This is a genomic window from Gracilibacillus phocaeensis, assembly GCF_900626275.1.
Classification (GTDB): domain Bacteria; phylum Bacillota; class Bacilli; order Bacillales; family Amphibacillaceae; genus Gracilibacillus; species Gracilibacillus timonensis.
In genome coordinates this window covers 43,495-66,000 of the sequence record NZ_LR131142.1, presented here as the reverse complement: position 1 = coordinate 66,000, position 22,506 = coordinate 43,495, and the positions used below count along the sequence as shown (strand labels likewise).

General features: G+C 41.5%; 19 protein-coding genes, 1 tRNA gene and 1 other annotated feature. Of the genes, 11 read left to right on the top strand and 9 right to left on the bottom strand.

The genetic code is table 11. The features are described 5' to 3' along the window. The first annotated feature begins 17 nt into the window (after positions 1-17). Entirely contained in the window at positions 18-2,483 is a 2,466-nt protein-coding gene (gyrA, locus tag E0E32_RS02645) for a DNA gyrase subunit A (RefSeq protein ID WP_066195326.1), read from the top strand. Positions 2,484-2,509: 26 nt separating this feature from the next. Continuing rightward, on the top strand, positions 2,510-3,580 hold the full coding sequence (locus E0E32_RS02640) for an HD-GYP domain-containing protein (RefSeq protein ID WP_165444931.1): 1,071 nt from the start codon (positions 2,510-2,512) through the stop codon (positions 3,578-3,580). Between the two features lie 148 nt (positions 3,581-3,728). Here E0E32_RS02640 and E0E32_RS02635 read toward each other — a convergent pair whose 3' ends face one another. From E0E32_RS02635 to E0E32_RS02620, 4 genes are all read right to left on the bottom strand, one after another. Next, positions 3,729-5,135 (bottom strand): sugar porter family MFS transporter, encoded by a 1,407-nt coding sequence (locus E0E32_RS02635; protein WP_130858886.1) that lies wholly within the window; start codon positions 5,133-5,135, stop codon positions 3,729-3,731. A 171-nt stretch (positions 5,136-5,306) separates the two neighbouring features. Further along, positions 5,307-6,839 carry a response regulator transcription factor gene (locus E0E32_RS02630; RefSeq protein ID WP_066195316.1) on the bottom strand — a complete coding sequence of 511 codons (1,533 nt, stop codon included), beginning with the start codon at positions 6,837-6,839 and terminating at the stop codon, positions 5,307-5,309. Next, positions 6,836-8,257 (bottom strand): sensor histidine kinase, encoded by a 1,422-nt coding sequence (locus E0E32_RS02625; RefSeq protein WP_235817556.1) that lies wholly within the window; start codon positions 8,255-8,257, stop codon positions 6,836-6,838. Before E0E32_RS02625 ends, E0E32_RS02630 begins: the two co-directional genes overlap by 4 nt. After that, on the bottom strand, positions 8,244-9,215 hold the full coding sequence (locus tag E0E32_RS02620) for a sugar-binding protein (RefSeq protein WP_130858885.1): 972 nt from the start codon (positions 9,213-9,215) through the stop codon (positions 8,244-8,246). The genes E0E32_RS02625 and E0E32_RS02620 overlap by 14 nt, the downstream gene beginning before the upstream one ends. Before the next feature lie 448 nt (positions 9,216-9,663). Here E0E32_RS02620 and guaB point away from each other — a divergent pair, with 448 nt between their 5' ends. The 6 genes from guaB to E0E32_RS22010 all read left to right on the top strand — a co-directional run bounded on the left by guaB (position 9,664) and on the right by E0E32_RS22010 (position 16,185). Next, complete coding sequence (guaB, locus tag E0E32_RS02615; RefSeq protein ID WP_066195310.1) at positions 9,664-11,136, top strand: IMP dehydrogenase; 1,473 nt, start codon at positions 9,664-9,666, stop codon at positions 11,134-11,136. A gap of 211 nt (positions 11,137-11,347) precedes the next feature. After that, positions 11,348-12,688: a D-alanyl-D-alanine carboxypeptidase family protein gene (locus E0E32_RS02610; protein ID WP_434059199.1), complete on the top strand. Its 1,341-nt coding sequence runs from the start codon at positions 11,348-11,350 to the stop codon at positions 12,686-12,688. A gap of 82 nt (positions 12,689-12,770) precedes the next feature. Then, the gene (pdxS, locus tag E0E32_RS02605; RefSeq protein WP_066195300.1) at positions 12,771-13,655 is read left to right on the top strand and encodes a pyridoxal 5'-phosphate synthase lyase subunit PdxS; all 885 of its coding nucleotides are present in this window, start codon (positions 12,771-12,773) and stop codon (positions 13,653-13,655) included. A gap of 15 nt (positions 13,656-13,670) precedes the next feature. Then, on the top strand, positions 13,671-14,240 hold the full coding sequence (pdxT, locus tag E0E32_RS02600; RefSeq protein WP_130858884.1) for a pyridoxal 5'-phosphate synthase glutaminase subunit PdxT: 570 nt from the start codon (positions 13,671-13,673) through the stop codon (positions 14,238-14,240). 18 nt (positions 14,241-14,258) lie between these two features. Next, positions 14,259-14,474: a binding site (T-box leader), on the top strand. 77 nt (positions 14,475-14,551) lie between these two features. Beyond that, positions 14,552-15,826, top strand: a complete 1,275-nt coding sequence (gene serS / locus E0E32_RS02595) for a serine--tRNA ligase (RefSeq protein WP_066195288.1) — start codon at positions 14,552-14,554, stop codon at positions 15,824-15,826. Between the two features lie 176 nt (positions 15,827-16,002). Further along, on the top strand, positions 16,003-16,185 hold the full coding sequence (locus E0E32_RS22010; RefSeq protein ID WP_165444930.1) for a hypothetical protein: 183 nt from the start codon (positions 16,003-16,005) through the stop codon (positions 16,183-16,185). 39 nt (positions 16,186-16,224) lie between these two features. Here the strand turns inward: E0E32_RS22010 and E0E32_RS02590 are convergent, their stop codons facing one another. Continuing rightward, a complete protein-coding gene (locus tag E0E32_RS02590; RefSeq protein ID WP_130858883.1) occupies positions 16,225-16,455 on the bottom strand; it encodes a PF20097 family protein in 231 nt (76 codons plus the stop codon). A 216-nt stretch (positions 16,456-16,671) separates the two neighbouring features. Here E0E32_RS02590 and E0E32_RS02585 point away from each other — a divergent pair. The 3 genes from E0E32_RS02585 to E0E32_RS02575 all read left to right on the top strand — a co-directional run bounded on the left by E0E32_RS02585 (position 16,672) and on the right by E0E32_RS02575 (position 19,608). Beyond that, positions 16,672-16,764, top strand: a tRNA-Ser gene (locus E0E32_RS02585). A gap of 139 nt (positions 16,765-16,903) precedes the next feature. Continuing rightward, positions 16,904-17,701 carry a MerR family transcriptional regulator gene (locus tag E0E32_RS02580; protein ID WP_130858882.1) on the top strand — a complete coding sequence of 266 codons (798 nt, stop codon included), beginning with the start codon at positions 16,904-16,906 and terminating at the stop codon, positions 17,699-17,701. 179 nt (positions 17,702-17,880) lie between these two features. After that, entirely contained in the window at positions 17,881-19,608 is a 1,728-nt protein-coding gene (locus tag E0E32_RS02575; protein WP_130858881.1) for an ABC transporter ATP-binding protein, read from the top strand. A 54-nt stretch (positions 19,609-19,662) separates the two neighbouring features. On the opposite strand, the gene E0E32_RS02570 is transcribed toward E0E32_RS02575, so the two are convergent. The 4 genes from E0E32_RS02570 to E0E32_RS02555 form a co-directional block, all read right to left on the bottom strand. Continuing rightward, positions 19,663-20,097 (bottom strand): universal stress protein, encoded by a 435-nt coding sequence (locus E0E32_RS02570; protein WP_130858880.1) that lies wholly within the window; start codon positions 20,095-20,097, stop codon positions 19,663-19,665. 218 nt (positions 20,098-20,315) lie between these two features. Beyond that, positions 20,316-20,687 (bottom strand): GntR family transcriptional regulator, encoded by a 372-nt coding sequence (locus E0E32_RS02565; RefSeq protein WP_130858879.1) that lies wholly within the window; start codon positions 20,685-20,687, stop codon positions 20,316-20,318. Positions 20,688-20,771: 84 nt separating this feature from the next. Beyond that, positions 20,772-21,491: a hypothetical protein gene (locus E0E32_RS02560; RefSeq protein WP_130858878.1), complete on the bottom strand. Its 720-nt coding sequence runs from the start codon at positions 21,489-21,491 to the stop codon at positions 20,772-20,774. Then, positions 21,488-22,363 (bottom strand): ATP-binding cassette domain-containing protein, encoded by an 876-nt coding sequence (locus E0E32_RS02555; protein ID WP_130858877.1) that lies wholly within the window; start codon positions 22,361-22,363, stop codon positions 21,488-21,490. The genes E0E32_RS02560 and E0E32_RS02555 overlap by 4 nt, the downstream gene beginning before the upstream one ends. Positions 22,364-22,506 lie beyond the last annotated feature (143 nt).

Here is a 22,506-nt window from a genome sequence, read left to right as displayed (position 1 = left end):
TAGGAGGTAATTAAATTATGGTGGAGCATAATCGTCCACAAGTGCAAGAAATTAATATAGGGCAAGAAATGCGTACATCCTTTTTGGATTATGCCATGAGTGTTATTGTCTCTCGTGCGTTACCGGATGTGCGTGATGGCATGAAGCCTGTGCATCGCCGAATTCTATATGCATTAAACGATCAGGGAATGCACGCGGATAAGGCATATAAGAAATCGGCTCGGATTGTGGGGGATGTCATTGGTAAGTATCACCCACACGGGGATTCTGCTGTCTATGACGCGATGGTCCGGATGGCACAAGATTTTAGTTATCGTTATATGCTGGTAGATGGGCATGGAAACTTCGGATCTGTCGATGGTGATCCTCCAGCAGCTATGCGTTATACAGAGGCAAGAATGTCTAAGATTTCCATGGAAATGCTGCGGGATATTCAGAAAGATACGATTGACTATATGGACAACTATGATGGTTCGGAAAGAGAACCTAAGGTACTGCCGGCGAAGTTTCCTAATTTGCTCGTTAACGGGGCTTCTGGGATTGCAGTAGGTATGGCCACAAATATCCCTCCACATCATTTAGGAGAAACGATTGATGCCATCTTAGCGATTAGTCATCAACCAGATATTACAATCGCTGAATTAATGGATGAATATATTCAAGGTCCTGACTTCCCAACAGCAGCGCAAATTTTAGGGAGAAGTGGTATTCGCAAGGCATTTGAAACAGGTAAAGGTTCGATTACGATTCGTGCCAAAACTGAGATTGAAGAGAAAGCTAATGGAAAAGCAACGATCCTTGTTTCTGAGCTTCCTTATCAAGTGAACAAGGCCAAACTAATTGAGAAGATTGCTGAATTGGCTCGTGATAAACGGATTGAAGGTATTACTGATTTGCGTGATGAATCCGATCGAAATGGTATGCGGATGGTTATTGAGTTACGTCGTGATGCCAATCCAAATGTTGTATTAAATAATCTTTATAAACATACATCATTGCAGACAACATTCGGTATCAATATGCTGGCATTAGTGGATGGACAGCCAAAAGTATTAAACTTGAAGCAATGTCTTGAGTATTATTTAGAGCACCAGAAGGAAATCATTATTCGCAGGACTCAGTATGACTTAAATAAGGCAGAGGCACGTGCACATATCTTAGAAGGTTTACGTGTTGCCTTGGATCATATTGATGCGATTATTACGCTAATTCGTCAGTCTCAAACGACTGATATTGCCAGAGAAGGGTTAATGACCCAGTATGAATTATCAGAAAAGCAAGCACAGGCTATTTTAGATATGCGTCTGCAACGCTTGACTGGTTTGGAACGAGAGAAGATTGAGGAAGAGTACAATCAAATCATGGCCTTAATCGATGAATTAAAGGCGATCTTAGCCAATGAAGAAAAGATCCTTGAAATTATTCGGGAAGAATTACTTGAAATCAAAGAAAAATATAGTGATGACCGCAGAACCGAAATCGTAACAAGCGGTATTGATCTGATCGAGAATGAAGATCTTATCCCGGAAGAGAATATTGTCGTAACTGTTACCCATCGCGGCTATATTAAACGCCTGCCTGCTTCTACTTACCGTGCACAACGCCGTGGCGGCCGAGGAGTACAAGGAATGGGGACGAATGATAATGACTTTGTGGAGCATTTGGTTTCCTGTTCTACCCATGATACGGTACTTTTCTTTTCCAACAAAGGAAAGGTGTACCGTTCGAAGGGATATGAAATCCCCGAATTCAATCGAACGGCAAAAGGGCTTCCGATTATCAATTTACTTGAGGTAGAGCAAGGGGAATGGATTAATGCTGTCATCTCCGTTAGTGAATTTCATGAGGACTGGTACCTTTTCTTTACCACAAAGCATGGTATTTCTAAGCGTACTTCGTTAACCCAGTTTGCTAATATTCGCAAAGGCGGCCTTATCGCGTTAAACTTACGTGATCAGGACGAATTAATTTCTGTACGTATGACAGATGGTACAAAGGATATCCTGATTGGAACAAGAAATGGCTATGTGATTCGTTTTGAAGAGCAGCAAATTCGTGCAATGGGACGTACTGCCGCGGGTGTAAAAGGTATTTCTTTACGTGGTGAAGACGAGGTCGTATCGATGGAAATTATGGAAGAATCGCAATATGTCTTAAATGTGACCGAGAATGGCTATGGTAAACGTACGATTGAGGAAGATTACCGACGAACGAATCGTGGTGGTAAAGGGATTTTCACGTGTAACATAACCGAAAAAACCGGACAAGTGGTTGCGGTGAAAGTGGTAACTGACGAGGAAGATATTATGATCATGACCGTGTCTGGTGTGCTGATACGTATGCAGGTTGAAGGAATCTCTATTACCGGAAGAAACACTCAAGGGGTCCGTTTGATTCGTTTACAAGATGATCAGAAGGTGGCTACTGTTGCCAAAGTGGATCGGGAAGAATTAGACGAATTGGAGGAAGAAGAGTCAGAGTAAAGCGAAGGGCGGCGATTCTGTTGCAGGTGCATCCCGGTCAATTGCAGGATGGGTGTGTGATTACCAAGGATGTTGTAGGTTTAAGTAAACATCCGATTATGAAGCGTAACACCATTGTTTCTGAAAAACATATACAAGCATTACAGCATTTTAATATAGCTGTTGTAGAGGTATCAGAAAGCCTGGCTTCCGGTAAACCCTTTGTTCCAAGCAAAAAGGTGAAACCTGCACGTCAGGAACCACAGCTTCCCACTAAGCCTGTCTTTCATACGGTATATGAGGGCACCGTAGCGGCATATAAAAAAATGTTCCAGGGCTGGCAAGGTGGAATAGGCATCGATCTTCCACAAGTGCGTCAGCTTCTGAGTCCTTTATTAGCGTATGTCAGGCAAGGTGATTTTTCAATTTTGTCATTATCTAACCAGGCAACAGCAAAGGACTACTTTTTCCATCACGGGGTGAGTGTTTCCTTGTTGGCTGCTGATCTTGCGAAACGTTTAGGCTATAAGCAGGAATGGTTTCAAGTTGGCATGGCCGCCTTTCTAATGGACAGCGGCATGGCCAAACTACATAACAATTTCCTGGAGAAGTCAGCGGCATTAACGGAAGCAGAATGGAATGAAATAAAGCAGCATCCTGTATGGTCCTATCGTATGGTAGAGCATGTTTCTTTGATGGCATCAGAAATGAAATTGGCAGTTTTGCAGCATCATGAGCGTATGGATGGGAGTGGTTATCCACTTGGTGTAGAGGGAGCTATGGTGCATCCCTTTGCCCAAATTCTTGCCGTTTCCGATGTCTATCATGCAATGACAACGGGCCGAGTCTATCAAAAGCCACAGACGCCTTTTCAGGTTGTGGAGGAGATCCAGAAACAAAAACATCATCAATTGGATTTTGCCACTGTAGAAGCATTTATGGATGTGTGGGAGCGGCAAATAGCAGGTGCGCAGGTATTGCTTTCCAATGGCGAAGCAGCCACGATTGTCTATCTGGATAGGCAAAATCCTTCCCGACCGATCGTGCGCCTATTACATAATGACCAAATTGTGCAATTGACAAAAGATCAACACCTAGCAGTTGAGGAGATACTCTAAACTTTTACGGGGCCTTAAACAGCGAGTATCATGTATCCATTATAATAGGATAATGAATGATGAACCGATAGAATACGCACTTATCAGATAAAAACTCGGAGGAAGCGGCTATATGCCACTCCCTCCGGTTTTTCTTATCTCCTAGCTTCTAGTGAGAATACTGATCTTGCAGTTGGTCCTCTTTCTCCTTCTGCTCTTTTGTCTTCCATAACTGAGAAATTTGTTCTAATGACTTGTTTTTGGTCTCTGGAACAATCGTCATAACGAAAGTAAAACAGATAATATTAATCACAGTAAACATCCAGAACGTAAACGCACTACCCATATTGTTAATTAATACAGGAGTAAATTGTCCGATCGCCCAGTTGGCGCCCCACAAGAACATTGTTGCGATGCCTACTGCCTTGGCACGCAAATGATTTGGAAAGATTTCCGGAATCATAATCCAAGGAATTGGTCCCATGGATACACAGAATGCCGCCGTGAAACCAGCAATCATCACGATTAATAAGACACCGGCATTAGCAGGGTCGAAATAGAAGACACTGCCAATCAGGAACATAAAGATAGCCATCAAGCTGGAACCAATCGCCATCAATTTCTTACGCCCCAGCCTGTCAATGAGAAGAATACCTACAATCGTAAATACCACTTGCACACTACCAATGATACTGGTAGCCAGAAACTCGGTATTATTTTCAAATCCAACACTTCGGAAAATATCAGGACCATAGTAGTTGACGGCATTCATACCGATCACTTGATTAAATAAAGCAAGAAAAATACCTACCCCCATTGCTTTCTTTAAGCCTGGTTTCCATAACTCCTTAATCGAACTACTTTCTTCTATCTCGATGGAGGCCTTAATTTCTGCTATTTCTTTTTCGGCAATTTCTTTACCATTGATTCGTTGCAAAATAGAAAAGGCTTGATCATTGTCTTTTTTCTGAACTAAATAACGTGGGCTTTCTGGGATAAAGAACAGAATAAAGAGAAAGATGATCCCTGGTACTGCTCCATAACCGAGCATCCACCGCCAGCCGATTTCTAACCCCCATTCATGGGTACCACTATTGGCCACCCCATAGTTAATATAAAATGTAGCTGAGATACCAAGAATCGTAAATAATTGATACATCGAACCTAAGCGGCCGCGAATGGCTGGCGGGGCGCACTCACTAATATAAGTGACAGATAATGCAGAGGCAAAACCAATACTTAAGCCCCCGATGATTCGGGCGAAGACTAACATGGTTACACCCGTGGCCAATGCCGATCCTAAGGCAGAGATAATAAATAAGACCCCGGCTACCATGAGGATCTTCTTACGTCCCCAACGGTCGGCTAAAAATCCGGATAAGGCGACACCGATCACACCACCAATCATGACACAGGAAATAACCCAGCCTTCCATGGCGGGACTTAATCCGTAGACTTCCTGCAAGTAACCAATCGCTCCTGAGATAACAGCTGTATCGAAACCATACAGTAAACCTGCCAACCCAGCTGCTGAAGCGATTAAGATAACATACCAAAGTGAATGTTTCTTTTCCATTCTGAATCCTCCTCTGATGATAAAACTAATCTGTTTATTCGATTAAAACGCTGTCAATCAAATAAATAATTTCTTTGTTAGTTCCTAATTTATCACGTTTATATTGGATTCAGCGGGTAACTATCTTCACTTTTTTGTTACATACTAGATTTTTTTGTTATTTGATCTCATTTAGCCGCTAAAGTATTGTTTGCGATAATCACTAGGGCTGTATTGTGTAGTCTTTTTGAACACACGGCTAAAATAGTTTGGATCCTTGTATCCAACTGTTAAGGCAATCTCCTTCAAAGAATAACGAGGATCTAATAACCATTCCTTCGCTTTCTCCATTCTTAGGCTGGTTAGATATTCGATAAAAGAAATCCCTGCTTGCTCCTTAAATAGTCTGCTAAAATAATAAGAACTTAAGCCAATTTCATCCGCCACTTCTTCCAAGGTGAGCTGCTTGTTGTAGTGTAGCTGGATATATTCTTTTGCTTGATGCAGTACGCCTTCTATACTGAAAGAACGCCATTCACTCAGATTCTCCATCACCTGCGCCAGCTGCTGTCTGGCTGCTTCTTTGATTAAGATGATATTATCCAATGTGGCTAAATCTATCACGCTAGGAATAGAGATACCTATTTTTTGGAATGTTTGTTGTAATACCTTGAAAAAATCTTGAATCGTTCTGCTGATCAAGTCGATTCGATAATTCGCTTGTTTTTGGACCAGCTCTACATATTGATCGAACCATTCATTCGCTTGTCGTTCATCCCCTATCCTAATGGCGTGGAGTAATTTCTTTTCCAAATCGATATCCGACTGTTGAGGGACGGCTGTGGCCATCTTTTCCTCAAATATAGTGTAGGACGAACTTGGATTGTCTTTAGCGTATTGCAATGCCAAGATCGCCTCTTCATAGGAACTGGAGAATTTAGATAAATCATCTTTGTGTCTTCCTACCCCAATCTGCAGTTGTTCTTTCTCAAAAGACGAGGACAAATGATGAACGGCCTCTACAATGAAGGATCGATTGTTAACCTGTTCTCCATTCACTAGCACAGGGACTTGGTAACCAAGCAGTGGTCCGATAACATGCGGATAGGGTAACTCCACTAATACGTTCTTCAACAGTTGATACCAATGTTTTTTTTGTTCTCTGGTAAGAGATGTATCAACGGAATGGAAAGAGAATACAACCACAAACATCGATGTATCATCAATCTCTAACCATTCTCCCAAGGAAGCCGAATCCAAAGCATGTACGTGATCCATCATCAACGTTAAAATGAATTCCGTTTCTATAATGGCGTTTGCTTGCTCTAAACGTTGATTCCAATATTTTTGATCGGTTAATTCCTCCACCATGCGGTCAAATGCTTCTAATACTTCTGATGGTTTATTTGGTTTCAATAAATATTCTTTGATGCCAAACTGCATCGCCCTTTTTGCATACTGAAAGGTGTCATAGGCAGAAACCATGATACACTTCACATCGGGAAGCTTTGCCAAAATTTGCTCCACTGCTTGCAAACCATCGACTTCCGGCATTTTGATATCCATAAAAATAATGTCCGGTTCTTGTTCGATCGCCTGCTCGACCGCCTCTTTACCGTTTTTTGCTTCTGCTGCAATCTTTATTCCTGTTCGATTCCGCTCTAATATTAATTGAATCGCTTCTCTTTCAATTGGTTCATCGTCTACCAGCATTATCTTTATCATGTAGTTCGCCCCTTATCTAGCGTGATTCTCACCGTTGTTCCTTTACCTACTTCAGAGACAATGGCTACATCACTGGATTTATCAAAAATCTTTAATCGTTCCATTACATTGCGCAAGCCGATCCCAGTGGAATGCCCTTTTTGTTCCCTATCTGTCTCTTGATGGTTCAAGATTGCTGCTATTTTCGCTTGGGACATCCCTTTGCCATTATCTGAAACCTCAATCACTACTTGCCGAGCAGTTGAAAAAATAGCGAGTGTAATAACGGCGTCTTCTGCCATTTCCTCGATGCCGTGGACAAAGGCATTCTCAATCAGTGGTTGTAAAGTCAAACAAGGAATGGCAACATGCAAGCAGTCTTCTTCGATATTCTGTTCAAAGGTAATCCTGTCTCCAAATCGACTTTGCTGGAGGAAGAAATACTCATTGACAACCGCTACCTCATCCTTCAAGGATGTTTCTCTATCAAGATTGCCGAGATTATAGCGCAATAATGCAGAGATGGAATGGATTAAATCACTAGTTTTATCGGCTCCTTCGATATAAGAGGTTTTCGAGATAACGTTCAAGGTATTAAATAAAAAGTGTGGATTCACCTGATTTTGTAAACTTTTCAGCTCCATTTCTTTTAGCAGCTGAGACATTTTCGCCTTCTCTTTCATTTCGCTGATGGCCTCGACAATATTGTATTTCATGCGGTTAAATGTATCGGTTAGGACACGTAATTCATCACGCTGAGATACTTGTACATCCGGGATATTATAGTGGCCTTGCGAAATTTCTTTGGAGGCGCTGGTTAGTTTTTCAATCACCTTGGTCGCTCCATTGGAGAACCATAAAGCAAATAAAATACTTAACAAGATAATCGTTAGAAAGACGAAAGAACCTGTTTTTTTAGCCTCTTCTATACGCTGGTTCTCTAGTTCAATGATATGTTGATACTCTGTCAATTGTTGATTAATGAATTCCAGTGTTTTTTCATGAATGTAATCGGCGGTTCTGTCTGTTTCATTTAACGACGAGGCGTATTGCTCAATATGATCCTGCTCCACTAACGTTATCGTCTCATCTGCATATTCTTGAAAACTAGTTAAGAGGGACAAATAATTCTGCTTGTCCATACTGTCACGAATCTTTTGCTCGAAATCCGTTGTGAGTGTCTGCAGCTGCTGCTTTTCCTGTTGATAGGCTTCTTTATTATTTTCCGTTGGTTCATGCACGAATATTTGTAATGACTGCAAAGTAAGATCCGTGCTATTGGTTAACTCGTTTAAGAGAAAATAATGCTCGGAATTTTCTTCGTGTAAGCTAACGATACGCTGTGTATGCCACTCACGGATGAGAAAAAGGGCAACCATCGATACCAAGATAACAAGAAAGTAAAGGAGTAATTTCGTCCGCAGTTTAATCATACGCATCACCGAGATCTTCTTTCTTTAAAAAATCAATTGGAGTATAATAAGTATCTTGAACGTCTTTCCCTTCCATTACATCCAGCATGAGCTCGACACTGGTGTAACCAATGTTATAAAATTGTTGTTGAACTAAGACGTCAATCTTCTCCTGCGCTAGTAATTGAAGATTTTCTTCCAAGGTATCAAAGGCCATCACGTATAAGTCATCTTGGATGTCTAATGATTCGATGGCCGCTACCATACCGATACCATCTAAAGCGCTGGTACCATACAGTGCCGTGATTTCAGGGTGATCTCGCAACATGCTGTATGCCTTCCCTTCAGCGGTGGTTCTGCTTATATTGGATTCTTCGATGGCGACGATATCTACCCCTTCTTCTTCCACAACATCTCTAAACCCCTCGACACGTAGTTTGTGATGGTCATTGGTGAAACTGCCGGTAATAATCCCCACCTTTTCATCTGGACTTAAATCATTTAGGAGCTGTTCCCCTGCCTGCCGACCAGCTTGGTAATTATCTGTTCCAATATATGCCGATCGACGACTCTCAGGGGCGTCTGTATCAATCGTTATCACTGGTATCCCTTGTTCGACCGCTTTGTCGATGACCGGGAGAAAATCGTCATTTAAGGCTTGTACAATAATGCCATCGACTTTGGATTTGATTGCCATATCCAACAGTTTTAATTGTTCATCCGGATTGGAGCGTCTGGGACCATTATATTCAATGGCTACATCATATTTTTCTTCTGTGTCTTGTGCACCTTCTCCGACTAGTTTCCAATAATCATGATCCATTTCCTCGCCAATTAAGACAAAATGATAGGCTGGCATCTGCTCTGTAGTGGCTGATTTTTCTGTTATTTCCTGGTCTGCTTGCTGTGCTTGTATAAAAGAATAGATTGACAAACTAATCGTTGCAACTACGCCAATGATAAGGAGCGAATATATATATTTCATCCAATGCCTCCTCTTATAAGATAAGTTTAGTGTATCATAACAATATACCGACAAAGCACAATGACCTCATCGATCTTATCCTCCCGTATCGTATAAGAAAAGATGGAAAAAACCCGACCTTTCCTTTATCACTAATTAAAAATAGATACAGGCTACCGATTCGTTCATGGTAAAATCGTTCCCTTTTCTAATGATCCCAAGAATTTTATCCTTCTTTGAGTATAAAAAAATCAAGACGATGTAACCTCTTACATGATTGATTTTATCCTATCGTTAGACAAAGCCCACTTCACTGCCAATAAAAAAAGGTTGAAAAACACCGTAACATGTCGTATTGTAATTAACAATAGTTAAGGGTGTAAAGCCTGTGAAATAGGCGAAAGTCACCATTATTCTCCAATCTATTATTCATTCACATAGCGATTACAAAAAACAAGGAGGCATATCGATGAGAACGGATAAATTCAGTAAAGAAGGATTAACCTTTGATGATGTACTATTAGTACCAGCAGAGTCTAATGTATTGCCAAAGGAAGTATCGGTACAAACCAAGTTATCGGATAACATCACACTTAATATCCCATTTTTAAGTGCAGGTATGGATACGGTGACCGAGGCACAACTTGCTATATCGATTGCGCGACAAGGCGGGATAGGGATCATCCATAAGAATATGTCCATTGAAGATCAAGCCGAACAGGTAGATCGTGTCAAACGCTCAGAAAGTGGTGTGATTACTAACCCGTTCTTCCTGACTCCGGAGCATCAAGTGTTCGATGCCGAGCATTTAATGGGTAAATTCCGTATATCAGGTGTGCCTATTGTCAACAATGAAGAGGAACAAAAACTTGTTGGCATTTTAACGAATCGAGATCTCCGTTTTATTGAAGACTATTCAATTCGGATTTCAGAAGTGATGACAAGTAAAAACTTAGTCACCGCACCAGTAGATACAGATCTTAAAGAAGCGGAAAAGATCTTACAAAAACATAAAATCGAAAAACTTCCTCTCGTCAATCAAGCCGGTGTGTTAAAAGGATTAATCACGATTAAAGATATTGAGAAAGTGATTGAATTTCCGCATTCGGCGAAGGACAAACAAGGTCGTTTATTGGTTGGTGCTGCAGTAGGTATAACGGCAGACTCCCTGACCCGCATCGAAAAATTAGTAGAGGCTGGGGTAGATGTACTAGTTATTGATACGGCACATGGTCATTCAAAAGGGGTACTGGAACAGGTGAGCCGTGTGCGTGACCAATATCCTCATATTGATATTATCGCAGGTAATGTAGCAACAGCTGAAGCAACCAAGGCTTTAATTGAGGCAGGCGCCAATATTATCAAGGTTGGTATTGGACCAGGTTCGATCTGTACGACTCGTGTTGTCGCAGGTGTAGGGGTGCCACAAATTACTGCGGTGAATGATTGTGCGACAGAGGCGGAAAAATACGGTGTTCCAGTCATTGCAGATGGCGGAATTAAGTATTCCGGTGATATCGCGAAGGCCATTGCAGCTGGGGCACATGCCGTTATGTTAGGAAGTCTTTTTGCCGGAGTATCAGAAAGTCCTGGTGAAACAGAAATATTCCAAGGCAGACGTTATAAGGTATACCGTGGCATGGGATCGGTCAAATCGATGCAAAGCGGATCCAATGATCGTTACTTCCAAGACTCCCAAGACGCCAAGAAATTGGTGCCAGAGGGTATTGAAGGTCGTGTAGCCTATAAAGGACCGTTAGCCGATACGGTTCATCAACTGCTCGGTGGTTTACGTGCAGGTATGGGTTATTGTGGCGCTGCAACGATCGATATAATGCGCAATGATGCCTATTTCATCCGTATGACCGGTGCTGGACTTCGTGAGAGTCATCCCCATGATGTGCAGATTACCAAAGAATCACCAAACTACTCCGTAACATGATGTTTTTCATCAATTGAATAAAGCACAGCGGCTGTCTTACAAGTCTTAATAGAGAACTTCAGAAGACAGCCCTTTTTTTTGCCAGATAAGAAAATAGGAACACCATGAGTCCATCAAAATAATTTTCAGTTAGGCACATAGCGTTATTTTCTATTTGTTGTAGTTGTGGTAAAATAATTTCGTATGAAAAATATCGTTGGAGGTAGAAAGAGTGAAAGCAACAATAAAAAAATTAAGTATATTAACGATGATTACCGTATTGACCATTACTGCATTTACCATGAATGCTGTAACCATTAAAGGGATAGAAAACATAGAGACAACGGCAGAATCAGCCATTGTGGTAGATGCCGATACAGGAAAAATACTATATGAAAAACAATCTGATTTAAAATTACCTCCAGCTAGTATGACGAAAATGATGACTGAATACCTGGTCCTAGAGGCGATAGCAAACGGAGATATAAATTGGGATGATACGACCGAAATCAGTGATTATGCCTATTGGCTATCTTCTGATCCTGGCTTTTCAGGGATTGGTTTAACCCAAGGAAAAGATTACACCGTGCGTCAGTTGTACGAAGCGATGTCGATTATTTCTGATAATGGGACAACCGTTGCCTTAGCAGAACTAGTAGCTGGTTCGGAAGGCGAATTTGTCCAGATGATGAATGACAAGGCAGAAGAACTAGGTTTAACCGATTATAAATTTGTTAATTCAACTGGACTTGGAAATGCAGATTTAGGGGAGAATGCGCCAGAAGGAACCGATCCAAATGCTGACAATTTACTGTCGGCAAAATCAGCTGCCTTACTTGCCTATCACTTAATCAATGATCATCCAGAAGCCTTAGAATATACCAGTATGTTAACAACCGAATTGGATAATCGTCAATTGGAGAATCTGAACTGGATGCTGCCATGGGACAATGATAATTTTGCCCAATATGGTTATGAAGGAATTGATGGACTGAAAACAGGACATACCGATGCGGCGGGATATTGCTTTACCGGAACGGCGCAACAGGGCGATCGACGTTTAATTACGGTTGTCATGAAAACTGGTTCAGAAGGGGAACGTTTTGAAGAAACGCAAAAATTAATGGAGTTTGGCTTTTCTCAGTTTGCATCCACCGAATTATTCCCTGCTGGTTACCAGTTAGAAGATCAAACGACCTTGCCGGTTGCTAAAGGGAAAGATAACACGGTAAATATTGCAGCAGCTGAACCTATTTCATCGATGATTGCGGATGAAGAAGAGGAGCTGTACTCCGTCGAATATCAGATGGATGAAGATAAATTAACGGCAGATGGCAGTTTAGAAGCGCCTATTGAGTCGGGTGAGAAGATTGGCGAAGTAGTACTTAATTATAACGGAGACAGCGATTACGGCTATATTGATGAAACAACCGGGGGGCATCGCGTCGACTTAGTGACGACTTCTGGTGTGGAAAAAGCGAATTGGTTTATGCTTTCTTTAAGCGCGATTGGCCATTTCTTTAGTGGCTTATTCACGACCGTTGTTGATTTTGTAAAAGGTTTATTTGATTAATCCCGATTAAGCCAGTTGGCATTTAAGCCCTATCTATTATATAATAGATATAGGAACTGATAATATATAGGAGGAACGAGATATGTCTAAAGTAGGTACAGATAGAGTAAAACGCGGTATGGCAGAAATGCAAAAAGGTGGCGTCATTATGGACGTGGTCAACGCCGAACAAGCGAAAATTGCCGAAGAGGCAGGCGCTGTTGCGGTAATGGCTTTGGAACGAGTGCCATCTGACATTCGTGCCGCTGGCGGTGTAGCACGGATGGCCGACCCAACAATTGTAGAAGAAGTAATGGGCGCTGTATCGATTCCAGTTATGGCGAAAGCGCGTATTGGTCATATCGTCGAAGCACGTGTATTAGAAGCCTTAGGCGTTGATTATATTGATGAAAGTGAAGTACTAACCCCTGCAGATGAGGTTTATCACCTCAATAAGCGTGAATATACCGTCCCGTTTGTATGTGGCTGCCGCAACTTAGGTGAAGCTGCTCGTCGAATTGGGGAAGGAACTTCGATGCTTCGTACCAAAGGTGAACCCGGCACTGGGAACATTGTAGAAGCAGTACGTCATATCCGTGAAGTCAATGCACAAGTGCGTAAACTGGTCAATATGAATGAAGACGAAGTGATGACCTATGCGAAAGATTTAGGTGCACCATATGAAGTCTTATTAAATATTAGAGAAAACGGTCGTCTACCGGTTGTAAACTTTGCAGCAGGTGGTGTAGCGACACCAGCCGATGCGGCTTTAATGATGCAACTTGGGGCAGATGGTGTATTTGTAGGATCTGGTATCTTCAAATCAGACAACCCGGCTAAATTTGCTCGTGCTATTGTGGAAGCAACCACGCATTATGAAGATTATGAATTGATCGCTAAGGTATCCCAGGATCTTGGAACAGCCATGAAAGGAATTGAAATTAGCAATATTGAGCCTGCTGATCGTATGCAGGATCGTGGCTGGTAAGGAGTTAGTTAGCAGATGGTAAAAATCGGTGTATTAGGTTTACAAGGTGCAATCCGTGAACATGTTCGTTCGATTGAGACAGCAGGAGCGGAAGCAGCAGTAATCAAGCATAAAGAAGAATTAGCGGACATTGATGGCTTAATTTTGCCAGGCGGGGAAAGTACCACGATGCGCCGTTTGATTGATAAATATGACTTTTTTGAGCCATTAAAGGCATTTGGACAAGCGGGTAAGCCAATCTTTGGCACCTGTGCCGGACTGATTCTATTAGCCAATCAAATTGTTGGACAGGAAAAGCCGCATTTGGGTTTGATGGATATCAAGGTAGAGCGCAATGCCTTTGGCCGTCAGCGTGAGTCCTTTGAAGCGGAATTAGCGATTAAAGGGGTGGCAGATGATTTTGAAGCGGTCTTTATTCGAGCGCCGCAAATCGAGGCTGTAGGTAATGAGGTAGAGGTGCTGGCAGAATATCAGGGCAGCATTGTAGCAGCCAAGCAAGGGCATTATCTATGCAGCTCCTTTCATCCCGAATTAACCGATGACCATCGCTTGACTGAATACTTTGTCAAAATGGTGGAAAAGTAATATAATAAACATAGGATAAGTAAAACGACGATAGGAAATAGTAATTTAGGCAAACTATCTCAGAGAGCCGATGGTAGCTGAAAATCGGCATAGTGCCTAAGTGAATCCATCCTGGAGTGGTAGATGGAAAGCAAAGTACATGTACCCGGTGCAGACCGTTATCGACTGAAAGAAGCCGGGAGAAGTCTATTCTCCAATCAGGGTGGTATCGCGGGAAAAACTCTCGTCCCTGCTATGAAGACCATAGCAAGGGGCGGGAGTTTTTTTATAGAGGCACTTATCAGCTGTAATCAAAAAAAGGAGGCACTAACATGCTGGATAGGAAACTACTTCGCAACCATTTTAATGAGGTGAAAGAGAAATTACAGCACAGAGGAGAAGATTTAACCGATTTGGATCGCTTTGGTGATTTGGATGAGAAACGTCGCAAATTGATTTTGGAGTCGGAAGAATTAAAGGCGACACGTAATGAGGTGTCCAAACAAATCTCTCAATTGAAAAAAGAAAAGCAGGACGCCGATGATAAGATTGCTGAAATGCGTGAAGTCGGTGATCGAATTAAAGCGATTGATAGTGAGCTGCGAGAAGTAGAAGAGACGTTAGATTTACTTATGCTCTCTATCCCTAATATCCCGCATGAGTCTACACCGATTGGCGAAACCGAGGATGACAATGTGGAAGTCCGCAAGTGGGGACAGCTGCCTTCATTTGATTTTCAGGAACAAGCACACTGGGATCTGGCCACGTCCTTGGATATTCTCGATTTTGAACGGGCAGCAAAGGTGACAGGCAGCCGTTTTGTCTTTTATAAGGGATTAGGTGCCCGCCTGGAACGTGCTTTGCTAAATTTTATGATGGATTTACATGCCGATGAGCATGGCTACCAGGAAATGCTGCCGCCATATATGGTGAACCGTACTAGTATGACCGGCACAGGGCAGCTGCCAAAATTTGAAGAGGACGCCTTCAAGATTGAAGGGTGGGACTATTTTTTAGCACCAACCGCAGAAGTACCAGTGACTAATTATCATCGAGAAGAAATCCTCAAAGGCGAAGAGCTACCGAAGAAATTCACCGCCTTTAGCGGCTGTTTCCGTTCTGAAGCAGGCTCAGCCGGCCGTGATACAAGGGGATTGATCCGCCAGCATCAATTTAATAAAGTAGAATTGGTCCAAATGGTCAAACCAGAAGATTCTTATCAAGTGTTAGAGGAATTAACAGGACATGCGGAGAAGGTACTCCAGCTACTTGATTTACCTTATCGCGTTCTGAGCATGTGTACAGCCGATCTAGGCTTTACCGCCGCCAAGAAATACGATATCGAGGTGTGGATGCCAAGCAATGACACGTATCGTGAGATTTCTTCTTGTTCTAATTTTGAAGACTTCCAAGCAAGACGTGCTGGTATTCGTTTCCGCCGTGAAGAGAAGGGGAAACCCGAGTTTGTCCATACCTTAAATGGATCAGGACTGGCGATTGGCCGTACCGTAGCCGCGATTATCGAAAATTATCAGCAGGCCGATGGTACGATTAAGGTACCAGAGGTGTTAGTGCCATATATGGGGAATAAGACAGTGATTGGGTAAAAAATGGAGAAGAAGCCTTGTTGGATGGGGCTTCTTCTTTTAATATAGATGATATAGTAATGTCTAACTGCATGTTTTCTTTTTCGAAGTAGGATAAAGTAAAAGTCTAAAAACAAAGGACTAAATGACAAATATCGCTAATTACTTTTATATTTTTTTGATATGGAGGTGTTACAATGAGAGAAATGATCATCATCATTTTTGGCAGTATAACGCTTTTTGTAATGCTTTGTTTAACAAATCTAATGGTAAATCAACCAATTGATATGGAGGAAAATTTATTTTTTTCAGTCTGTACCTTTTCCATCTATAGACTGATATTTTGGGGATTTAGAAGAAATAAAAACGCCGCTAATTGAATCCATTTCATAATAGCTATCCACTCAACTAGCGTTCATTTAGTCGTTTAAATGATTTGGCTCATCTACAAAAGCAGCCAAAATAAACCCACATTCTGTGCAGTATTTTGCTGTTATCGTTGAAGAAGCTCCTAAATGAGAATTTAACGGAACTTTATCATTCCATTCTTTCCTTTTCTTTTTAGAGTAAATGTATAATTCAGCATTGGAGGCTCTTATTATTCCCTCTTGTAGCTGCTTGCTTCCACAATTAGGACATTTATCATACATAATAGTTCTCTCCTTTTTGAAAAATGGATGAGTTTTCTTTGGAAATATTTTATTGTTATGTTATCAGATAAAAAGGAGAGATTTCAATAAAACATAAAGTACTTTAGTATTTTTTGGATAGTGGTCGTTTGGCTGTTCGGTTTAATGCAGAACTTTTTAAATCCTCTTGACTTGCCTTTTTCGCTGTGCTATATTATTACTTGTCGTCAGTAATTCGGAGGAGTACCCAAGTCCGGCTGAAGGGAGCGGTCTTGAAAACCGCCAGGGGCTTCACGGCTCGCGGGGGTTCGAATCCCTCCTCCTCCGCCATATAATGAAAATAAAGCAATATACATATATAGAAAAAATCGCTATCCTTATCGATAGCGATTTTTTTTCATGAAAAACACTTGTCCCTCACGTTACGTTAGGTGGTAAGATAGTATGTAGAATAGGAGGTGTCATCTTTATGGATTCGGAAGCTTTTACAGTTAGTGAATTTGCCGCCTATACAGGGGTTTCTGTTCGCACCTTGCATTATTATGAAGAGAAAGAGCTGATGCAGCCTAAACGCAATCAAGCGGGACATCGCATCTATGACAAAAACGATGCCATGAGACTACATCAAATTATGACGATGAAATTTCTTGGGCTTCCGTTAGCCGCTATCAAAAAATATTTACAATCAGATGCCTTAGATCTAGGCTTTAAGGATACCTTACTTTTACAGCAGGCCAAGTTAAGAGAGGATAAAGCACAGATTGAAACGGCCTTGGAAACGATTCAACGGACGGTTCACCTGATGGATCAGGAAGAGGAAATTGACAGTGATTTGTTATTTAGTCTGGTGTCAGGCATACAATCAGAAAAGAAACAAGAGGAAATGACTAAGCCAATGATGAAAGAAGAGATATGGTCGAGGTTATTCGGTTTAACGATAATGGAAAAGATGGAATATGAGCAAAAATTGCTGCAATTTTTAAAAGCGTTGAAGCGATTAACAGGCAGACCGCCAGAAGATCCAGAGGTGACCGCAGTGGTCGAGGATTATTTTGATTATTTATTGGGGTTATTGAAGCTCGATAGGATACAAGATGTGGAAGGTATTTTCAAAATGGATATCCATCACGAGGAAAACGAAGAGCAAATCTTGCAGTTTTTGCAAGAGATGGAGAGGCTATCCTATATTCCTTTCAATAAAAAAGAAGAAGCTTGGCTTGGGGAGGTCTTTGATCATTTTTATCAGAGCAGTGCGGACCAATCGTAACCCTTACAGAAGTCAGCGAGGGCCATTTGATATATGTTAAAACTATACACTAAAACATTCAAGTAACAAGACGGAATGGTATCTAAAATAGACGGTTCTATAAGCAGTATGGATAGCAAAGTGAGCACTTGCATGAATGTTATATGATAAAGGAAAAGGATCACAGAAGGAGAAATGATATGGAGAATCAATCGGTTAAGGCGTTTATGTCACTTATTTTTTCATTAAAACTACCAACGTTTATTTTGGTGCTTGGGCTGATAGGGAGCGTGTTAACCACTTTAGTTGGTTTAACGATCCCATTACTAACAAGGGAATTGGTCGATGGATTCTCATTCACAACGATTAGTGCCGGATTTATTGCGTTAATTGTCGGCATTTTTATACTGCATGCGCTGATTGATGGATTTTCAGGCTATGCCTTAGCCTTTGTAGGACAAAAGGTGGTTGCTGGCCTGCGTGAAACCATCTGGATGAAGCTAATTCGCCTGCCTGTTCGTTATTTTGACCAACAGCCGAGCGGGGAGTCGGTCAGCCGGGTTATCAATGATACAGGTATTGTTAAGAATCTCGTCTCTCAACATTTCCCCCAGTTTATCTCGGGATTGATTTCGATTATCGGTGCCGTCGTTATACTATTGATTATGGATTGGCGAATGACCTTAATGATGTTAGTTGCTGTGCCATTGACGGTATTAGTGATGATGCCTTTGGGATCGCGAATGTCGAAGGTTTCCAGAAAACTGCAAGATCAGACGGCATCTTTTCAAGGTGAGATCCAGCAGACAGTCAGTGAAATCAAGTTAATGAAATCATCAACCGCCGAAGATATGGAAGTAAAAAAAGGGATGAAAGGTATCCTTGGTTTGCTTAAAACCGGTCTAAGAGAAGCCAAAATCTTTGCTGTTGTTGGTCCGTTTATGTATATGATTGTCATGTTTGTGATCGTCGTGATTATTGGATATGGTGGGATTCGTGTCGAAGAAGGCACAATGTCTACTGGCTCTTTGGTCGCCTTCTTACTTTATTTATTCCAGATCGTCTTCCCGATTACCACGTTTGCGATGTTCTTTACCGAATTGCAAAAGGCAAAAGGGGCAACCGGACGAATCATGGAAATTTTAGAAAAGGATGTCGAAGAAACACATCAAGGAGTGGAGCGTTCGATCGATGGTCTGCCGCTTCACTTTCAAGGGGTGGACTTCGCTTATGAAACAGGGGAGCCGGTTATCAATAATATGTCTTTCTCGGCGCAATCGGGAGAGATGATCGCGTTCGCTGGTCCAAGTGGCGGTGGAAAAACAACGGTCTTTGGCTTGATTGAACGTTATTATCAGCCTACCAATGGGCAAGTTCTAATTGGTGATCAATCGATCAACGAATTGTCGATGCGCTCCTGGCGTTCCCAGCTTGGTTATGTTTCTCAGGAAAGCTCGATGATGTCGGGGACAGTAAGAGAGAACTTGACGTATGGTTTAGCGAATGCGAATGAGATCACAGACCAACAGCTGTGGGAAGTGGCAAGAATGGCTTATGCCGAACAATTTATTCAAGAACTTCCCCAAAGCTTAGATACCGAGGTAGGTGAAAGAGGGACGAAACTATCAGGCGGACAGCGTCAGCGTATTAATATTGCGCGCGCCTTTCTGCGCAACCCGAAATTATTGTTACTGGATGAAGCAACAGCCAGCTTAGACAGTCAATCGGAGCAAGTCGTACAAAAGGCATTGCATCGTTTGATGGAAGGCAGAACGACCTTTGTTATTGCCCATCGACTAGCAACGATTGTTCATGCCGATCAAATCATTTTTATCGAACAAGGAGAAATTACCGGAAAAGGAACCCACCAAGAATTAATGGAGCATCATGCGTTATATCGCTCGTTTGCTGAACAGCAATTGACGTAAAAAAACAGCCTGCACACAACTTTTCCCAAATGGTGTGCAGGCTTTTCATCGAGCTTATTTCAAAATTAGCACTTTACATTTTGCTTGCTGAACAATTTGACTGCTGACACTTCCTAGTAGAAATTTACCTACTCCACCTAGTCCTCGACTGCCTAATACAATTAATTCGATCTGATTTTCGTCTGCATACTCGACAAGTTTGGAGCCTGGATTACGAAAAGAATAATCCAAGAGGACATCTGAGGAGCATGGCAGTCCTTCTTTCTCTAATTCGTTTTGAATGCGCTCCAAGCCGGGGCGGGCTTCTTCGGCGAGGTCGTTCATAAAACTACGTGCCAGCATTGCATTTGTTGTTGGACCACCATGTGAAACCACCGTTACCACATGTATCACAGCATTCTCAACGAGCTGTGCCTGTCTTTTGGCCTCTTCTACTGCTTTTTCACTTAATTCTGAACTGTCATAAGCAACTAAAATATTGGTCGTCATGAGAACACGCCCTTTCCTATCTGTTGTTCTAATGTTAGTATAACATATTTATGGAAATAATATGAGTCTCTGTCATTCTATAATTATATTGGGGTTCATTTGCAAAATATCTTGCTTAGTCGATTGATATGGTGACCTAAAAGAGATTTATTTCAGAAGATAAACGGATAAAGCATGTGGAGAAGCCAGGCGCTGCTACTCTACATGCTTTAGCTGTACTAGATTTCTTTTTTAGCCTGCTGGATCAGCTCGATCATCTCCTTGTCACTAATCTGCAATTTCTCTGCCTCTTGCACCAAGCCGATTACGTAATCTTCCATAAAGGCCTGTTTTCGTTTTTCGATCAATACTTGTTTTGCCCCTTCTGCAACAAACATTCCGACCCCCCTCTTTTTAAATAAAATACCTTCATCTACTAATTGTGTAATCCCTTTGGAGATGGTGGCGTGATTGATTTTATAAAATTGAACTAGTTGATTGGTAGAGGGTGCTTGATCCCCTTCTTTCAACTGATCATTTACAATTTGATCCTCTATCTGTTCGCGTACTTGAACAAAGATTGGTTTATTATCATGAAATGAAGCAGACATCGTTCTGTTTTCCTCCTTTCTTGGATGATTTTCACGTGAAACATTATCATAAAAATCACTAAGATCGTCGAGAAGTATCCTCGTTTATAATCGAATCGTTACATCTTTTATCAAGCGGTAATTAGCAGCAATCAAGGTCAGGAACAGCAATACCGAAAGTAGATGAGCGAGAAAACCAGTAATCACCCAAGTGTCGGGGAGCAGCACGATCGGACCAACGTGAAATAGATTGACATACAACATTTTCATGAGACTAGCTAATAATAAACCAGCTGCTACAAATAAAAGGCCAATGAACCAACGGAAACGATAGAAACCCAGTCCGATCATCCACCCCATTAAAAAATAGGAAAAATGAATGAGTGTGTAGCTGGTGAATTGTGTTAATACCTGAGCGATGTCACTATTGCTTACTTGATCCGTCCAAGGGATCGCCATACCCATGACAGTAATGATCCATTCTAACAGCACGATCATCAGAATAAAAGCAATAGCCAAAAGGATTGATAATAAGATAGAGGCAAATAGGGCCGTCTTGAAGAAATTTCTGCGAGTGATCCCTAATTTAACGTAATAATCAAGAAAACTATAGGTGCACAATATCCCTACAATCAACATAAAAATAGCGGAAGCATTGTTGTTTATCATAAAATCATCAAGTTGAACGGATTCAACATAGTTATGGAGCAAAGTGAGTCCCAAAAAAATCAAACATAAAATCACCAGGAACCATACTGCCCATTTTGCCTGTTCTGCTAATACTCCCCAGCCTAACTTCTTGGATCTTGCCATGGTTTGATTCATTCTTCTTCCTCCTTCGTGACATGGACGAATAGGTCGTGTAAGGATAAGGAACCTACTTCCAGTCCAGATGATTTTGCCTCTTGTTGTTGCTGATTGGACAAGGCACCATAAACCATTACCGATTTCGTTCCACCCAAACGCTTCTCGTTGATTATCTCTAAAGAGTGTGTAAAGCGATCAACATCTGCTTGAGCTCCGGTTATGGAGAAGCCCTGCTCGATCACCTCTTCATAGCTCCCTTGCAGTAATAGTTTGCCTTCATCAATCATCACCACGTCATCAAACAAATATTCCATTTCCGACACCAAATGGCTGGAAAAAATAATTGTCCGTGGGTATCGCTCTTGTTCGGTCAGTAACTCCTGATAAAACAGTTCTCTTGACGGGGCATCCATCCCAAGATAGGCCTCATCAAAAATAGTAAGCGGTGCGCGGCTAGCTAATCCAATCGTTATTTGGAAGGCTGACTGCTTTCCTTTTGACAATTGATTGATGGTCTTCTTATCCGATATCTTAAATTTTTTGATTAAGTTTCTGGCATAGTCCTCGTCAAAATTAGGGCGGAAATAGTTCATTTCTTTGATCACTGTATCTATTTTGCTGTAGTCATAGGTATAATCCTTGTCATAGATAAACACCGTCCCTTCCATGATTTCCTCGTCATCAAACGGATTCCTTCCATCAATCAACACAGTGCCTTGCTTAGCCGGTCGAAATGAGGAGAGAATGGTTAATAACGTTGTCTTACCTGCCCCATTTCTGCCTAATAGTCCATGGATTTTATTAGGTGCTAAGGAAAAGTTTAATTGATCTAGAGCCTGAAATTGCTTGTAGTTCACCGTTAAGTCTTTTACCTCTATGGCATATCCCATCTAAATTCCTCCTTTGTATTATACTGATATAGTTATATACTTATGTGTATAACTATAATGGTGTGTAGGTTATTTGTCAAGGAAGAATAATATAAAAGGAAGCGCAGTTACGAAAAATAATAATTTTCACTTGAGAAATATTA

Excerpts from the sequence above, each read along its gene's own strand:
- gyrA (WP_066195326.1), top strand. The coding sequence starts at position 18 with ATGGTGGAGCATAATCGTCCACAAGTGCAAGAAATTAATATAGGGCAA.
- E0E32_RS02635 (WP_130858886.1), bottom strand. The coding sequence starts at position 5,135 with ATGGAAAAGAAACATTCACTTTGGTATGTTATCTTAATCGCTTCAGCA.
- E0E32_RS02630 (WP_066195316.1), bottom strand. The coding sequence starts at position 6,839 with ATGATAAAGATAATGCTGGTAGACGATGAACCAATTGAAAGAGAAGCG.
- E0E32_RS02625 (WP_235817556.1), bottom strand. The coding sequence starts at position 8,257 with ATGCGTATGATTAAACTGCGGACGAAATTACTCCTTTACTTTCTTGTT.
- E0E32_RS02620 (WP_130858885.1), bottom strand. The coding sequence starts at position 9,215 with ATGAAATATATATATTCGCTCCTTATCATTGGCGTAGTTGCAACGATT.
- guaB (WP_066195310.1), top strand. The coding sequence starts at position 9,664 with ATGAGAACGGATAAATTCAGTAAAGAAGGATTAACCTTTGATGATGTA.
- pdxS (WP_066195300.1), top strand. The coding sequence starts at position 12,771 with ATGTCTAAAGTAGGTACAGATAGAGTAAAACGCGGTATGGCAGAAATG.
- pdxT (WP_130858884.1), top strand. The coding sequence starts at position 13,671 with ATGGTAAAAATCGGTGTATTAGGTTTACAAGGTGCAATCCGTGAACAT.
- serS (WP_066195288.1), top strand. The coding sequence starts at position 14,552 with ATGCTGGATAGGAAACTACTTCGCAACCATTTTAATGAGGTGAAAGAG.
- E0E32_RS22010 (WP_165444930.1), top strand. The coding sequence starts at position 16,003 with ATGAGAGAAATGATCATCATCATTTTTGGCAGTATAACGCTTTTTGTA.
- E0E32_RS02590 (WP_130858883.1), bottom strand. The coding sequence starts at position 16,455 with ATGTATGATAAATGTCCTAATTGTGGAAGCAAGCAGCTACAAGAGGGA.
- E0E32_RS02580 (WP_130858882.1), top strand. The coding sequence starts at position 16,904 with ATGGATTCGGAAGCTTTTACAGTTAGTGAATTTGCCGCCTATACAGGG.
- E0E32_RS02575 (WP_130858881.1), top strand. The coding sequence starts at position 17,881 with ATGGAGAATCAATCGGTTAAGGCGTTTATGTCACTTATTTTTTCATTA.
- E0E32_RS02570 (WP_130858880.1), bottom strand. The coding sequence starts at position 20,097 with ATGACGACCAATATTTTAGTTGCTTATGACAGTTCAGAATTAAGTGAA.
- E0E32_RS02565 (WP_130858879.1), bottom strand. The coding sequence starts at position 20,687 with ATGTCTGCTTCATTTCATGATAATAAACCAATCTTTGTTCAAGTACGC.
- E0E32_RS02560 (WP_130858878.1), bottom strand. The coding sequence starts at position 21,491 with ATGAATCAAACCATGGCAAGATCCAAGAAGTTAGGCTGGGGAGTATTA.
- E0E32_RS02555 (WP_130858877.1), bottom strand. The coding sequence starts at position 22,363 with ATGGGATATGCCATAGAGGTAAAAGACTTAACGGTGAACTACAAGCAA.